The sequence below is a fragment of the Rathayibacter sp. AY1C6 genome (genome assembly GCF_002931535.1).
Lineage (GTDB): Bacteria > Actinomycetota > Actinomycetes > Actinomycetales > Microbacteriaceae > Rathayibacter.
The window spans coordinates 24,475-39,121 of sequence record NZ_PSWC01000026.1; the positions used below are offsets into that span (position 1 = coordinate 24,475).

The following is a 14,647-nucleotide window of genomic DNA, read 5'->3' on the forward strand; positions in this document are numbered from 1 at the left end:
GACACGCGCGGAGCGAAGGCTGGCAATCGCCATGGTGCGGTGCCGCCGCCGTCCCCGTAGTGTTCACACCAGGTTGCCCTTGACCCCGGTCGCCCTGATGCCGCGTCCGGCCCCTACCGACGCGGTGAACCATGAGCGGACCGCCCCCGTCGGGATCGCTCACCGAGAGACCGTCGACGCCGACGGTCACCACGAAGAGCGAGGCGCCGATGAGCACCCCCACCACCACGTCCGTCACCGGAGGCGCCCCCCGCGTCGTCCGCACCCGTCCGCGCGCCGACGGCCGCGTCAACCCGACGACCGAGTACTCCGGTCTCCTCAGCACGGTCCGCGACGCGGGGCTCCTCCGCCGCCGCACCGGCTTCTACTACACGATGTTCGGCGCGCTGGTCCTCGCGCTCGGCGGCATCGTCACCGGCTTCGTCCTGCTGGGCGACTCCTGGTTCCAGCTCCTGCTCGCCGCCGCCCTCGGCATCGTGCTGACGCAGTTCGCCTTCCTCGCTCACGAGGCCTCGCACCGCCAGGTGTTCGAGTCCGGCAGGGCCAACGACGTCGCCGGGCGCACCCTCGCGAACCTCTTCGTCGGCATCAGCTACTCCTGGTGGATGACCAAGCACAGCCGCCACCACGCGAACCCGAACGTGCTGGGCAAGGACCCGGACATCGAGCGCGACGTCGTCTCCTTCACCGCCGAGGACGCGGCCCGCTCGCGCGGCCTCTACGCCTGGCTCACCCGCCGCCAGGGCTACGCGTTCTTCCCGCTCCTGCTGCTCGAGGGCCTCAACCTGCACCTGCACGGCTTCCGCACCGTGTTCGGCAAGGGCAAGGTCGACAAGCGCTGGGTCGAGATCACCATGCTCGTCACCCGCGTCGGCCTCTACCTCGCCGTCGTCTTCTGGGCCCTCCCCCTCGGCATGGCGTTCGCCTTCGTCGGCGTGCAGCTGGGCGTCTTCGGCCTGTACATGGGCGCCTCGTTCGCGCCGAACCACAAGGGCATGCCGCTGCTGCCGAAGGAGGCGCGCGTCGACTTCCTCCGCCGCCAGGTCCTCACCTCGCGCAGCATCCGCAGCACCTGGTTCACCGACCTCTACATGGGCGGCCTCAACTACCAGGTGGAGCACCACCTCTTCCCGAACATGCCCCGCCCGGCGCTGCGCCGTGCGCAGGTCATCGCCAAGGAGTACTGCACCACCCACCAGATCCCCTACACCGAGACCTCGTTGATGGAGTCGTACGCGATCGTCGTCCGCTACCTCAACAAGGTCGGCCTGTCGGCCGGCGGCGACCCGTTCGACTGCCCCGCCGCCTCCGCCTACGGACGCTGAGCACTCCCCCTTCGGAGGCCCCTCGCACCTTCCCGGTGCGGGGGGCCTCCGTCGTTCGCGGGAGCGCAAGGGGGTGCCCCCGCGGGCGGCGGAGTCGTAGCGTCGGGACATGAGCAGCTCCGACTACGACATCGAGCCCACCCCCACCGACACGACCGACGGCGCCCGCACGCCCGACCCCGCCACCGAGACCGGCACCTCCGCGGGCCTCGACGAGGTCGGCGGCGCGGCCTCCCCCCTGGCCGACGGCGTCGGCGCCGACGGCGAGGAGCAGAACCCCCCGCTGCCCGACTGGGGCCCCACCGACGGCGTCCACGGCACCGACGCCGAGACCGACGCCTCGGGCACCGAGCAGCACTGACACGGCTCCGCGAGGGTCCTCCCCGGCCGGTCGGCGAACGTTCCGACCGCGTTCCGAGGAGGTCCCTCCGTGTTCGCCGGAGGGTCGGCCGGCGCTCGGTCGGCGCGCCCTACACTGGCGAAATGCAGCCGACCGAACGCGCCCTCCGCGTGATCTCCTACAACCTCCGGGAGCACCGAGCGCACGCCGAGATCGCCCCCCTCGCCGCCCGCCACGACATCGACGTGCTGTGCCTGCAGGAGTGCGACACCACGAAGCTGCCGCAGGAGGTGGGCTCGCTCCGGCTCGCGTCCGTCACGGCCCGCAACCGCCTGGGCCTGGCCGTCTACTACTCGCAGGACCGCTTCGAACTCTCCGGCAGCGCCGCGTTCGAGCTCAGCAAGTCCATGCACGACCGCGTGATGTCCCCCGCTCACGAGCGCCTGCTGGCCGTCCGCCTCGACGACCGCGACGGCGGATCGATCGCCGTCTCCTCCTTCCACGCCGCCCCGCTCTCGGCCGGCAACGCCCTGCGCCGCAAGCAGATCGACGAGGCGCTGAACCGGCTGCGCGAGTACGCGCCGGACACCCCCTCCCTGATGGTCGGCGACTACAACTACCCGTGGTTCTTCCGCGGACTCGACCGCCGGATGACCCGGAACGGCTACCTGGTCTCGCGGAGCGACTCCCCCACCTACGCGCGCTACCGCTACTTCAGCGGCCACTTCGACTTCGCGATCAGCGACTCCGTGCGGATCGAGCGGGTCTCCACGCTGCCCCAGGGCGTCTCGGACCATCTCCCGGTGATGGTCGACGCGCACTACGGCGTCCCCGCCGCGTGAGCGCGGGGCCCACTGGCCCGCACGGTCGGTAGGCTCAGGGGGTGACGACCCTGATCCTCGCCCGGCACGGAGAGACTGTCTGGCACTCCGAGAACCGCTTCGCGGGCTCCTCCGACATCGCGCTGACCCCCCGGGGCCAGGACCAGGCGGCGACTCTGGCCGCCTGGGCCGTCGACGCCGACCTCGAGGCGGTGTACTCCTCCACCCTGGTCCGGGCCGTGCGCACCGCCGTGCCCGCCGCGCGGGCGGCCCACCTCGAGCTGCAGCCCGACCCGGCGCTGGTCGAGGTCGACTTCGGCCGCGGTGAGGGGCTGACCACCGACGAGATGGAGAAGCGCTTCCCGGACGAGTACCACGCGTGGGTCGCGGCGCCGGCCATCCAGCCTATGCCCGGCGGCGAGTCCGGCCTCGACGCCGTCGCCCGCGCGAACACCTCACTCGCGCGCATCCACCGCGAGCACCCCGACGGCCGGGTGCTCGTCGTCGCGCACGGCACGCTCATCCGCCTCCTGCTGTGCGCCTACCTCGGCATCAACCCCGAGACCTACCGGCACACCTTCCCGGTGGTCGACAACGTCTCGCTGACCACGCTGCGCTGGGACGCGACCGGCGTCGGCCTGCTCGGCTACAACGTCCCGCCCGTCCAGACGCAGCGGCGCTCCAGCTGAGCGCAGCGGTCGCTCCGGAGCGGCGCCCGGCGAGCGCGGGCTCGATCGGCCTGGTGCTCGGGTCGGTCGCGAGCGTGCAGCTGGGCGCCTCCTTCGCCGTGCTGCTCTTCCCCGCCGCGGGGCCGATCGGCACCGTCACGCTCCGGCTGGTGTTCTCAGCCGTCGTGCTGCTCCTGGTCTGCCGTCCGCGGCTGCGCGGCCACAGCCGGAGCGACTGGGCCACCGTCGCCGCCTACGGTCTCGCCCTCGGCGGGATGAACGCCTGCTACTACGAGGCCATCGCCCGGATCCCGCAGGGCGCCGCCGTCACCCTCGAGGTGCTCGGGCCGCTGACGCTCTCGGTGATCGCCGGGAGGAGCGTGCTGAGCCTGGTCTGGGCGGTGCTCGCGCTGGCCGGGGTGGTGACCCTGTCGCAGGGCGGTTTCTCGGCGCTGGACCCGGTCGGCGTCGGCTTCGCGCTGGGGGCCGCAGTGCTCTGGGCCGCGTACATCGTCTTCGCCGGCCGCACCGGCGGGCGGTTCCAGGGGATCGACGGGCTCGCGCTGGCGCTGGCGGCCGGCGCGATCGTGTCGCTGCCGTTCGGCCTCGCCTCCGCCGGACCCGCCCTGGTGGTGCCGCCGGTGCTGCTCCTCGGGCTCGCCGTGGCGGTGCTCTCCTCCGCGGTGCCCTACGCGCTGGAGCTGCTGGCGCTGCGGCGCCTGCGCTCCTCCACCTTCTCGATCCTGATGTCGCTCTCCCCCGGGGCGGCCGCGCTCTCGGGCTTCCTCGTGCTCGGCCAGCGCCTCAGCGCCGTCGAGGCCGTCGGGATCGCGCTCGTGGTCGCCGCGAGCATCGGGGCGGTGCGGACCGCGCGGACCTCCGCCTGAGCGGCGGTTCTTTTGTTAGGCTAACTATGTGCCATCGACCGAGACCCTGCAGACCGAGACCCCTCCGACCGACACCCCGCAGACCGATCTCCCGCTGACCTCCCTCGCGGGCGAGGTGCGGGCAGCGGTCGGCCGGCTCGGACGGCGGCTCCGGCAGGAGAAGGCCCAGCACGAGCTCAGCGATCCGCAGTTCAGCGTGCTCGCGCTCCTGCACCGCGAGGGCGCGAAGACCCTCGGCGAGCTGGCCGAGGCGGAGCGGGTCCGCCCGCCCTCGATGACCCGCACGGTCGGCTGCCTGGTCGACGAAGGACTCGCGGAGCGCCTGGCCGACCCCGCCGACGGCCGCGTCACCCGCATCCGCCCCACCGGGGCCGGCACCGCACTGGTGCTCGACGTGCGCCGCAGCCGCGACGCGTGGCTCGTGGCGCGCCTCGAGGAACTCCCTCCCGAGGACCTGCGCCTGCTCCACGACGCGGCGGCGGTCCTGCGCGCGGTGGCCGACCGATGAGCGCGATGTTCCGCTCCCTCGCCGTGCCGAACTACCGCATCTGGTTCGCGGGCGCGATGGTCTCGAACGTCGGCACCTGGATGCAGCGCACGGCCCAGGACTGGATCGTGATCAACGACCTGACCGACCACGACGCGACGGCGCTCGGCGTGACCATGGCGCTGCAGTTCGGACCGCAGCTCGTGATGGTCCCCTTCTCCGGCTTCATCGCCGACCGCTTCGACCGGCGGAAGCTCCTGATGGCCACCCAGGGCGCGATGGGCGCGCTCGGGCTCGGCCTGGGACTCATCGTCGTGACCGGGATCGTCCAGCTCTGGATGGTCTACCTCTTCGCCCTGCTCCTCGGCTTCGCCGCGGCGATCGACGCGCCCGTGCGCCAGACGTTCGTCTCGGCGCTGGTCGAGGAGCGCGACCTCACCAACGCCGTCTCGCTGAACTCGGCCTCCTTCAACTCGGCGCGGATGATCGGACCGGCCCTCGCGGGCGTGCTCATCGCCGCGGTCGGCTCCGGCTGGGTCTTCCTCCTCAACGCCGCGAGCTTCCTCGCCGTCCTGCTCTCGCTGCGCGCACTCCACCGCGACCAGCTCCGCAGCGCCCCGCGCGCCACGCGCGGCCCGGGTGCGCTGCTGGAGGGGTTCCGCTACGTGTCGAAGCGGCCGGACATCCTCGTGGTGCTCGCGATCGTGTTCCTGATCGGCACCTTCGGCCTGAACTTCCCGATCTTCGCCTCGACGATGGCGACGGTCGAGTTCGACATGGGGGCGAGCGAGTTCGGCCTCCTCTCCTCCGCGATCGCCGTCGGCTCGGTGCTGGGGGCGCTCCTCTCGGCTCGCCGCGACCGCCCGAGGCTCCGGCTCATCGTCGGCGCCTCCGCGGCGTTCGGCGTCGCGCTCGCGCTGGCCGGCGTCATGCCGACGGTCTGGGCGTTCGCGATCCTGCTCCCCTTCGTCGGCATCGCGGCGCAGACGCTGATGACCTCGGCCAACGGCTACGTGCAGCTCTCGACCGCCCCCGAGATGCGGGGCCGGGTCATGGCGCTGTACATGGCTATCTTCGTCGGCGGCACCCCGATCGGCGCACCGCTGATCGGCTGGGTCGCGAACGCCTACGGTCCGCGCCAGGCGATGCTGGTCGGCGCCGCCTCCGGGATCGCGGCGGCCGCCATCGGACTCGCCTTCCACCTCCGCCTGCGCCGCGCCGCCCGGCTCGCGGCCCCCGGACCGGAGGCTCTGCCCGCCACCGGCGGAGTCCCCCTGCTGCGCCCGCGCGCCTAGGCTCCGTCGGCCGGTCCGCACGCCGGGCGGATCCGCGGACCGCCCACTCGACGGGTCGCCCCCGACGCGGGGCGCGACCGCCGCCCGCCCTCAGGCCTCGCGGGTGATCTCGACGCGGACGAAGAGCTTCGACGAGCGGGGCCCGGCGAACACCCCGCGCAGCGGCGCGATGTCGTTGTAGTCGCGGCCGCGGCCGACGGTGACGTGGCGGTCGCCGATGTCGATCAGGTTCGTCGGGTCGTAGCCGCGCCAGGCTCCTCCGCAGAACCACTCGACCCAGGCGTGCGACTCCCCCACCACGGTCTCGCCGATCTCGGCGTGCGGCTTGGGGTGCAGGTAGCCCGAGACGTAGCGCGCCGGGATGCCCACCGAGCGCAGCGCCCCGAGGACGATGTGCGTGATGTCCTGGCAGACGCCCTCGCGCGCGGTCCACGACTCCGTCGCGGTGGAGTGCACGCCGGTGACGCCCTGCCGGTAGGTCATCGCCCGGCCGATCGTCTCGGCGATCGTGAGCGCGGCCTCGCACGGTCCGGCCGCCTCGTCCGCGAGCGAGCGCGCCATCGCCGAGAGGTCCTCCGGCGGCGCGGTGCGGTGGGTCTGCTTCGACTGCTCCACGTACTCGGTGCGCGTCTCGACCTGCTCGGACAGCTGATCCCACCCGGTCGGGTGGTCGGGGTGCTGCTTCGGCCGGATCTCGACGAGCGAGGTCGCCGTCAGCGAGAGCTCGCGGTGGGCGTCGAGCACGTCGAACGACGAGACGCGGGTGCCCCAGTAGTCGGTGTAGGCGTGCACCGAGGTCACCGGCCGGATGTCGAGGTTCGAGAACAGCACCAGCTGCCCGTCCGAGGAGGCGGGGAGCATCCGCGCCTCGTTGTAGGACGCGACCACGTCCCCCGCGTAGGTGAAGCCCGTGGTGTGCCTGATGCGCAGCCTGCTCACAGCGCCTCCCCGATCCAGCTCGGCATGACGTTGGTGGGGAAGTACCGCTGGCGGATCGCCTCGGAAGCGGCCGAGGTCGCCTCCTGCACGCTGTCCATGTGCCGCGGCAGGTCCTCGAGGATGTCGGTGATCGGCCGGAACTCCAGCTCGCTGCGGATCCGCCCGAGGACGCGCTGCGCGTCGCCGGAGTGGCCGATGCGGCCGGTGCGCGGCTCGATGTCGCGCATGCACGCCTCCGCCCGCGAGACCGAGAAGAGGATCGAGCGCGGGAACAGCCGGTCCAGGAGGAGGAACTCGGCCGCGTTCCGCGCGCTCGGCACGCCCCGGTAGGTGCGCAGGTACGCCTCGTAGGCGCCGCAGGAGCGGAGGATCGTGGTCCAGGAGGGGCCGCTCGCCTCGGTCAGCGAGCGGGTGGCGAGCAGGCGGGCGGTCATGTCGGCGCGCTCGATCGAGCGGCCGAGCGTGAAGAACTGCCAGGCCTCGTCGCGCGAGGTCGCCGACTCGATGATGCCGACGGCGAGGGCGGAGCGCTCCCTCACCCAGCTGAAGAACTCCGACACCCGCTCGCCCGAGACGCGGCGCGGCATCCGGGTGCGCGTGGTGTTGAGGCACTCCCAGAGCTCGGTCGAGACGATCTCGCGCGCCCGGCGGGCGTTCTCGCGGGCCGCGCCGAGCGAGTAGGCGATCGAGGCGGGGTTCGTGCGGTCGATCGCGAGGATCGCCAGCACGTCGGCGCGGGTGATCTCGCGCATGTCGTCGGGCGGGGTCGAGCCCATCACCGACAGGAGCGAGCGGCAGGCCGTGTCCTCGTCGATCCACGGGTCCTCGAGCAGGAGCTGGAGGTGGACGTCGAGGATGCGGGCGGTGCCGTCGGACCGCTCGATGTAGCGGCCGATCCAGAACAGCGACTCGGCGATCCGGGAGAGCATCAGTCGTCCTCCCCCGCCGCGAGCGTCTGCTGCTGCTGCTGGTCCTGGTCGGTGTTCGGTGCGTCCTGCGGCGAGTGGTCGGGCGTGTGGTTGAGCGGGTAGACGATCGGGATTGAGCTGGTGACAGCGGCCTGCTCGGCGACGAGCGCCTGGATGTCGCGCGCCTCGGGCTCGGCGCTGCGCGCCTCCTCGAGGCCGACCACCCAGGTGTCCTTCGATCCGCCGCCCTGCGACGAGTTGACGACGAGCTGCCCCTCCGGGAGCGCGACGCGGGTCAGGCCGCCGGGCAGCACCCAGACGTCGGTGCCGTCGTTCACGGCGAAGGGCCGCAGGTCGGCGTGCCGGGGACGCATCCCGTCGTCGACGAGGGTGGGGATGGTGGAGAGCTGCACGACCGGCTGCGCGATCCAGCCGCGCGGGTCGGCCTGGAGGCGGGAGCGCAGCTCCGCGAGCTCCTTCGCCGAGGCGGCCGGCCCGACGACCAGGCCCTTGCCGCCGGAGCCGTCGACCGGCTTCACGACGAGCTCGTCGAGGCGGTCGAGCACCTCCTCGAGCGCTCCCGGGTCCTCGAGCCGCCACGTGTCGACGTTCTTGATCACCGGCTCCTCCGAGAGGTAGTAGCGGATGAGGTCGGGCAGGTAGGTGTAGACGAGCTTGTCGTCGGCGACGCCGTTGCCGACCGCGTTGGCGATCGTGACGTTCCCGAGCCGGGCCGCGAGCATCAGCCCGGGCGAGCCGAGCATCGAGTCGGCGCGGAACTGCAGCGGATCGAGGAACTCGTCGTCCACGCGGCGGTAGATCACGTCGACCCGGGTCGGGCCGGAGGTGGTGCGCATGAACACCTTGCCGCCCGTGCAGAACAGGTCGCGGCCCTCGACCAGCTCCACGCCCATGAGGCGGGCGAGGAGGGTGTGCTCGAAGTAGGCGGAGTTGTAGACGCCCGGGGTGAGCACGACCACGGTCGGGTCGTCGACGCCCTCGGGGGCGGAGGCGCGGAGGGCCTGCAGCAGCTTGTTCGGGTAGTCGCCGACCGGGCGCACCCGCATCGAGACGAACAGCTCGGGCAGCGTCTGCGCCATCACCCGGCGGTTCGAGATGACGTAGGAGACGCCGGAGGGCACGCGGACGTTGTCCTCGAGGACCCGCCAGCCGCCCTTCTCATCGCGGATCAGGTCGATCCCGGACACCTGGATCCGCACGCCGTTCGCGGGGACGATGCCCGCGGCCTGCCGGTGGAAGTGGCTGGAGCTCGAGATGAGCCCGGCGGGGATGACGCCGTCGGCCACGGCGTTCTGCGGGCCGTAGACGTCGGCGAGGAACGCCTCGAGAGCACGGACCCGCTGCTTGATGCCGGTCTGCACCTCGTTCCACTCGGCGCGCTCGATCACCCGGGGGACGGCGTCGAGCGGGAACGGCCGCTCCTCCCCCGCGAAGTCGAAGGTGACGCCCTGCGCGAGGTAGGAGGAGGCGAGCGCGTCGGTGCGGCCGCGCAGCTCCTCCTGGGTCATCCGCGCGAGCGAGGAGTAGATGTCGCGATAGGCGCCGCGGACCCCGTCGGGGCCTCCGGTCGACGCCACGTCGGCGAACATCTCGTCCCAGGGGGTGGCGCCCGTGTCGGGCCGCTCGACCTTCTGGGACCCGTATCCGTCGAAGAGGTCACCCATGGCACGACTCTAGTGCGGGGCGTATTGCGGGGATGTTTCGGGCGGCCGCGGGGCGAGCGGGGCGGGTCGGCGACGTCCGGGCACGGCACCGGCGCCGTCCTCCGACAGGCCGGCGGAGGCCCGGGGATCCACGGGAATAGATCCGGCCGCACGTGGTTGAATGAGGATGTACATGCAAACGCATGGACCAGGCCCCACCGGGCCGGAGGACAGAAGGAGCGCCTGATGCAGTTCGGCATCTTCACGGTCAGCGACATCACGACCGACCCCACGACCGGACGGACCCCGTCCGAGTCCGAGAAGATCCAGGCGACCCTCGCGATCGCGCTGAAGGCGGAGGAGATCGGCCTCGACGTCTTCGCCCTGGGCGAGCACCACAATCCGCCGTTCTGGTCCTCCTCCCCCACCACCACGCTCGGCTACCTCGCGGCGAAGACCGAGAGGATCACGCTCTCCACCGCGATGGCCCTCATCACCACGAACGACCCCGTGAAGCTCGCCGAGGACTACGCGATGCTCCAGCACCTCGCCGGCGGCCGCGTCGACCTCATGCTCGGCCGCGGCAACACCGGCCCCGTCTACCCGTGGTTCGGCAAGGACATCCGCCGCGGCATCGAGCTGACGATCGAGAACTACGACCTGCTGCACCGCCTGTGGACCGAGGACTTCGTCGACTGGGAGGGCCAGTTCCGCACTCCCCTCCAGGGCTTCCAGTCGACCCCGCGCCCCCTCGACGGTGTCGCGCCGTTCGTGTGGCACGGATCGATCCGCTCCCCGCAGATCGCCGAGCAGGCCGCCTACTACGGCGACGGCTTCTTCGCGAACCACATCTTCTGGCCCGCCTCGCACACCCAGAAGATGGTGCAGCTCTACCGCCAGCGCTTCGAGCACTACGGCCACGGGACCGCCGATCAGGCGATCGTCGGGCTCGGCGGGCAGATCTTCCTGGCGAAGAACTCGCAGGACGCGGTCTCGCAGTTCCGCCCCTACTTCGACAACGCCCCCGTCTACGGCCACGGCCCCTCGCTCGAGGACTTCACGGAGCAGACCCCGCTCACCGTCGGCTCCCCGCAGCAGATCATCGACCGCACTCTCGGCTTCCGCGAGTACGTCGGCGACTACCAGCGCCAGCTCTTCCTGATGGACCACGCGGGACTCCCGCTGAAGACCGTCCTGGAGCAGATGGACATGCTCGGCGAGATCCTCCCCGCTCTCCGCGCCGGCTTCGCCGAGGGCCGCCCCGCGCACGTGCCCGACGCCCCCACCCATGCCTCCCTCGTGGCCGCGCGCGACGCGCAGCCCGCGGCCGAGCCCGTCACCGTCTAGTCAGGAGCTCTCCATGGACACCCGCAGGATCACCGTCCTCTCGGCCGGCCTCAGCCAGCCGTCCTCGACCCGGCTGCTCGCCGACCGCCTGGCCGACGCCGCCGAGTCCTCCCTCACCGAGCAGGGCTTCGCCGTCGAGCGGAGCGTCGTGGAGCTGCGCGACCTCGCGCACGACGTCACGAACAACCTCCTCACCGGCTTCGCGAGCCCCGCTCTGCAGACCGCGCTCGACGCGGTCGCCGGCGCCGACGGCCTGATCGCCGTGACGCCGATCTTCACCACCAGCTACAGCGGGCTCTTCAAGTCGTTCGTCGACGTGCTCGACACGGAGGCGCTGCGCGGCCTGCCCGTGCTGCTGGCGGCCACGGGCGGGTCCCCCCGCCACTCCCTGGCCGTCGACTACGCGATGCGCCCGCTCTTCACCTACCTGCACGCGGCGCCCCTCGCGACCACCGTGTTCGCGGCGACGGACGACTGGGGCGGCGCGACCGAGGACGGACGGGCGCTGCCCTCGCGCATCGAGCGCGCCGGACGCGAGCTGGCCGATCAAGCCGCCCGCTCCTCCCGCTCGGGCTCCACGCCCGACCCGTGGGCGCTCGACGGCTCGTTCGAGGGGATGCTCGGCCGCCGCGGCTGAACGCCCGCCGCGCGGATCGGCCGCTCCTCTCATGGATCGGCCGATCCGTCCAGCCGCGATTCCCGCGGCCCTGCCGGAATAGCCTGCCCCCGGGAGCCTGCCGCTGGCCCCCGGAAGGAGGCCGTCATGGGCCTGACCAGCAAGGGGCTCCCCGCGGGGGCTCTCGACCTCTCGCAGCTCGGACGCGCGGTCCTCGACCGCCGCCGCTTCCTCGGAGCGCTCGGCGTCGCCGCCTCCGTCCCGGTCCTCTCCGGCTGCGGCTTCGCCCCCGCGGGCCCCGCGGCGAGCGCCGGCAGCGACACCCTCACCTTCACCACCTGGGGCACCGACGCCGAGCTGGCCGGCTTCCAGCGCGCGATCGACGCGTTCCAGACGGCGAACGCCGGCGCCACCGTGACCCTCAACGCGGTCCCGTACGAGCAGATGTTCACCAACATCGACGCGCAGCTGCAGGCGGGCAACCCGCCGGACGTCTTCCGGGTCCCGTACTACACGTTCGGCAGCTACGCCGGCCGCGACCAGCTCCTGGACCTGTCGGGCTTCCTCGACTCCGACGTCGCCGAGCGGTTCACCGATCCGGCCTGGGCCGCGGTGCAGAGCGGCGGGAGCCCCTTCGGCGTCCCCCACCACACCGACACCTCGCTGATCCTCTACAACACCCAGGTGCTGGCCGACGCGGGCGTCACCTCCTTCCCCTCCTCGCCCGAGGAGGCGTGGACCTGGGAGGAGTTCACCGAGGTCGGGCGGAAGCTGCGCGCCTCGCTCCCCGCCGAGCGCTACCCCTTCGCCTACAACTGGCAGGGCAACGGCGTCACGCGCTGGCTGAGCCTGCTGTTCCAGGCCGACGGCCGCTTCCTCACCGAGGACCTGTCCGGGCCCGCGATCGACTCCGCCGCCGGCCGCGCCGCGATCGACTTCAGCCGCAGCTTCTTCACCGACGGCCTCGTGCCGCCGAGCAGCTCCGTGCAGGCGACCACCTACGCCAGCGACCTCTGGTACTCGCAGACCACCGCGATGACCTTCGCCGGCGCGTTCCTCATCCCCGACGCCGACTCCACCCTCGACTTCGAGTGGGGCGCCACCTACTCCCCGCGCAACGTGCGCGGAGGCGGCGACTTCGGCGGCAACGCCCTCGTCGCGACCAAGGCCGCGAAGAACCCGGAGCTGGCCGCCTCCTTCCTCGCGTTCGTGACGGAGGAGGAGGCGATGCGCGACTTCTGCGCCGGCGCCTCGCTCCTCCCCACTCGCCGCGACCTCACGGAGTCGGGCATCGAGTTCGCCGTGCGCCCCGAGCTCGCCGAGGTGTTCCTCGGCCAGGCGGGCACCGTCCAGGCGTCCGACTCGGCGCAGGTCGCCTCGCCCGACATGGCCGCGATCATCACGGTGCTCAAGGAGCAGCTGGAGCAGGCCTTCGTCGGCGGGCGCAGCACCGAGGACACCATCGCCGGCCTCACCTCCGGCATCGCGGCCGCGACGCAGTGAGCCGGTCGGTCCTCGCGCCGGAGGCGGTGACCGCCCGCCCCCGGCGCACCTCCCGCGCCCCCGCCCGCGAGACGGCGGCCGCCTACGCGTTCCTCGCGCCGAACCTGCTGATGCTCGGCCTGTTCGTGTTCGTCCCCCTGGGCGGCGCGTTCCTGATCGGCTTCCAGCGCACGAACGGCTTCGGCGACGGCGTCTTCGTCGGGCTCGACAACTACGCGCGGCTGCTCGGCGACGGCCTCTTCTGGCGCTCGACGCTGAACACGGCGCTGTTCACCCTGATCGTGACCCCGCTCTCGATGGCGCTGGGCCTCGGCGCGGCGGTGCTGATGAACTCGGTGCTGCCCGCGCGTCCGGTGTTCCGCAGCATCCTCATCCTGCCGATGGCGGTCTCCGGCGTGGCGACGGCGCTGATGGGCGTGCTGATCTTCGACGAGAACAGCGGCGTGCTCGACGGCATGCTCCAGACGATCGGCCTCCCCCGCATCGCCTGGCAGTCCGGCGGAGCGGCCGCCTTCGCCTCCGTGGTGCTCGTCACCCTGTGGTGGCGCACCGGCTTCAACATGCTGATCTACCTGGCGGGGCTGCAGGGGGTGAACCCGGCGCTCTACGAGGCGGCCCGGCTCGACGGAGCGAACGCGTGGCAGCAGTTCCGCCACGTGACGCTGCCGCTGGTCGGCCCGTCGTCGTTCTTCCTGCTCATCCTCAACGTCATCTACTCGTTCCAGGTGTTCGACATCGTCTTCGTGCTCACCGGCGGCGGACCCCAGAATGCGACCTCGGTGCTCGTGACCTACGCCTACGACACCGGGTTCGTCACCCGCGACCAGGGCTACGCCGCGGCCATCGGCATCGTGCTGCTGATACTGACCATGATCTTCACCGCGGTGCAGTGGCGCACCAACCGCTCGAGGGACCTCGTCGAATGATTCGCACGTCGCGCACCTCGCGCCTGCTCCGCCTCGCCCTCGCCCTCGCCGTCTCGGTGGTCATCGTCTTCCCGCTGTACTGGATGGTCGTCGTCGCGTTCTCCTCGCGGTCCGAGCTGCTCGGCGGCACCCTCCGCCTCTGGCCCCGCGAGCTGACGCTGGTGAACTTCGAGCGCGTGTTCTCGTCGTTCCCCGTGGCGACCTGGTTCGGCAACTCCCTCGCGATCAGCCTGGTCACCGCCCTGATCACCGTGACGATCAACCTGCTCGGCGGCTACGCCTTCGCGCAGCTGCGGTTCCGCGGATCCGGAGTGCTCTTCCTCCTGGCCCTGTCGACGCTCACCCTGCCCGTGCAGGTGATCATGGTGGCGCTGTTCCGGCTCGTCACCGACCTCGGCCTCTACGGGAGCTACTGGGCGGTGATCCTGCCGACGGCGGCGTCGGCGTTCGGGCTGTTCCTGGCGCGGCAGTTCATCCTCGCGATCCCGCGGGACCTGATCGAGGCGGCCCGGATCGACGGCGCCGGGCACTTCCGCGTGTTCACGGCCATCGTCCTCCCCCTCTCGAAGCCGCTCATCGCCGTGCTCTTCTTCATGTCGCTGCTCGGCTCCTGGAACGACTTCGCCTGGCCGCTCATCGCCCTGAAGGAGAACGCGCTGTTCACGCTCCCGATCGGGCTGCTCTTCCTCCAGGGGCAGTTCGGCAGCGACTACGGAGCGACCATGGCGTTCGCCCTGGTGAACGTCGTGCCGATGGTGGTGCTGTTCCTGGTGTTCCAGCGCTACTTCGTGCAGGGCTTCGCGCGCAGCGGCCTCCGCTGACCCCGCGGCTCCGACCGAGCTGGTCCCGGAGCAGGAGGCCGGCTTCGACACCCCCGTCGCGACCGCGCCGCCCGCCGCTCCGCCGACCGAGGTGATCCCG

The 14,647-nt window shown here is 72.0% G+C and carries 15 protein-coding genes; 12 read left to right on the forward strand and 3 right to left on the reverse strand.

What is annotated here, in order from left to right; translation table 11 throughout:
• Positions 1 to 209 precede the first annotated feature (209 nt).
• From C5D36_RS14285 to C5D36_RS14315, 7 genes are all read left to right on the forward strand, one after another.
• On the forward strand, positions 210 to 1,325 hold the full coding sequence (locus tag C5D36_RS14285) for an acyl-CoA desaturase (RefSeq protein ID WP_104261457.1): 1,116 nt from the start codon (positions 210 to 212) through the stop codon (positions 1,323 to 1,325).
• 109 nt (positions 1,326 to 1,434) lie between these two features.
• Positions 1,435 to 1,686 (forward strand): hypothetical protein, encoded by a 252-nt coding sequence (locus tag C5D36_RS14290; RefSeq protein ID WP_104246865.1) that lies wholly within the window; start codon positions 1,435 to 1,437, stop codon positions 1,684 to 1,686.
• Between the two features lie 122 nt (positions 1,687 to 1,808).
• Positions 1,809 to 2,507, forward strand: coding sequence for an endonuclease/exonuclease/phosphatase family protein (locus C5D36_RS14295; protein ID WP_104223855.1), 699 nt, complete (start codon positions 1,809 to 1,811; stop codon positions 2,505 to 2,507).
• A 41-nt stretch (positions 2,508 to 2,548) separates the two neighbouring features.
• Positions 2,549 to 3,175, forward strand: coding sequence for a histidine phosphatase family protein (locus tag C5D36_RS14300; RefSeq protein ID WP_104223854.1), 627 nt, complete (start codon positions 2,549 to 2,551; stop codon positions 3,173 to 3,175).
• Between the two features lie 53 nt (positions 3,176 to 3,228).
• On the forward strand, positions 3,229 to 4,041 hold the full coding sequence (locus tag C5D36_RS14305) for a DMT family transporter (protein WP_244229480.1): 813 nt from the start codon (positions 3,229 to 3,231) through the stop codon (positions 4,039 to 4,041).
• A 28-nt stretch (positions 4,042 to 4,069) separates the two neighbouring features.
• A complete protein-coding gene (locus C5D36_RS14310) occupies positions 4,070 to 4,549 on the forward strand; it encodes a MarR family winged helix-turn-helix transcriptional regulator (RefSeq protein WP_258062951.1) in 480 nt (159 codons plus the stop codon).
• Positions 4,546 to 5,823 carry an MFS transporter gene (locus C5D36_RS14315; RefSeq protein ID WP_104296076.1) on the forward strand — a complete coding sequence of 426 codons (1,278 nt, stop codon included), beginning with the start codon at positions 4,546 to 4,548 and terminating at the stop codon, positions 5,821 to 5,823. Before C5D36_RS14310 ends, C5D36_RS14315 begins: the two co-directional genes overlap by 4 nt.
• A gap of 90 nt (positions 5,824 to 5,913) precedes the next feature.
• Here C5D36_RS14315 and C5D36_RS14320 read toward each other — a convergent pair whose 3' ends face one another.
• From C5D36_RS14320 to C5D36_RS14330, 3 genes are read right to left on the reverse strand one after another with little or no spacing between them, the layout of a single operon-like run.
• Entirely contained in the window at positions 5,914 to 6,762 is an 849-nt protein-coding gene (locus C5D36_RS14320; protein WP_104292250.1) for a transglutaminase family protein, read from the reverse strand.
• The gene (locus C5D36_RS14325) at positions 6,759 to 7,691 is read right to left on the reverse strand and encodes an alpha-E domain-containing protein (RefSeq protein WP_104223851.1); all 933 of its coding nucleotides are present in this window, start codon (positions 7,689 to 7,691) and stop codon (positions 6,759 to 6,761) included. Before C5D36_RS14325 ends, C5D36_RS14320 begins: the two co-directional genes overlap by 4 nt.
• The gene (locus tag C5D36_RS14330) at positions 7,691 to 9,355 is read right to left on the reverse strand and encodes a circularly permuted type 2 ATP-grasp protein (RefSeq protein WP_104226201.1); all 1,665 of its coding nucleotides are present in this window, start codon (positions 9,353 to 9,355) and stop codon (positions 7,691 to 7,693) included. Before C5D36_RS14330 ends, C5D36_RS14325 begins: the two co-directional genes overlap by 1 nt.
• A 225-nt stretch (positions 9,356 to 9,580) precedes the next feature.
• Between C5D36_RS14330 and C5D36_RS14335 the strand changes: the two genes are divergently transcribed.
• From C5D36_RS14335 to C5D36_RS14355, 5 genes are all read left to right on the forward strand, one after another.
• Entirely contained in the window at positions 9,581 to 10,681 is a 1,101-nt protein-coding gene (locus C5D36_RS14335; protein ID WP_104226200.1) for an LLM class flavin-dependent oxidoreductase, read from the forward strand.
• 13 nt (positions 10,682 to 10,694) lie between these two features.
• Positions 10,695 to 11,318: an FMN reductase gene (locus tag C5D36_RS14340; protein WP_104249848.1), complete on the forward strand. Its 624-nt coding sequence runs from the start codon at positions 10,695 to 10,697 to the stop codon at positions 11,316 to 11,318.
• 126 nt (positions 11,319 to 11,444) lie between these two features.
• Positions 11,445 to 12,800 (forward strand): sugar ABC transporter substrate-binding protein, encoded by a 1,356-nt coding sequence (locus tag C5D36_RS14345; protein ID WP_104246873.1) that lies wholly within the window; start codon positions 11,445 to 11,447, stop codon positions 12,798 to 12,800.
• A 26-nt stretch (positions 12,801 to 12,826) separates the two neighbouring features.
• The gene (locus tag C5D36_RS14350; protein WP_244229482.1) at positions 12,827 to 13,726 is read left to right on the forward strand and encodes a carbohydrate ABC transporter permease; all 900 of its coding nucleotides are present in this window, start codon (positions 12,827 to 12,829) and stop codon (positions 13,724 to 13,726) included.
• The gene (locus tag C5D36_RS14355) at positions 13,723 to 14,547 is read left to right on the forward strand and encodes a carbohydrate ABC transporter permease (protein WP_104233145.1); all 825 of its coding nucleotides are present in this window, start codon (positions 13,723 to 13,725) and stop codon (positions 14,545 to 14,547) included. The genes C5D36_RS14350 and C5D36_RS14355 overlap by 4 nt, the downstream gene beginning before the upstream one ends.
• Positions 14,548 to 14,647 lie beyond the last annotated feature (100 nt).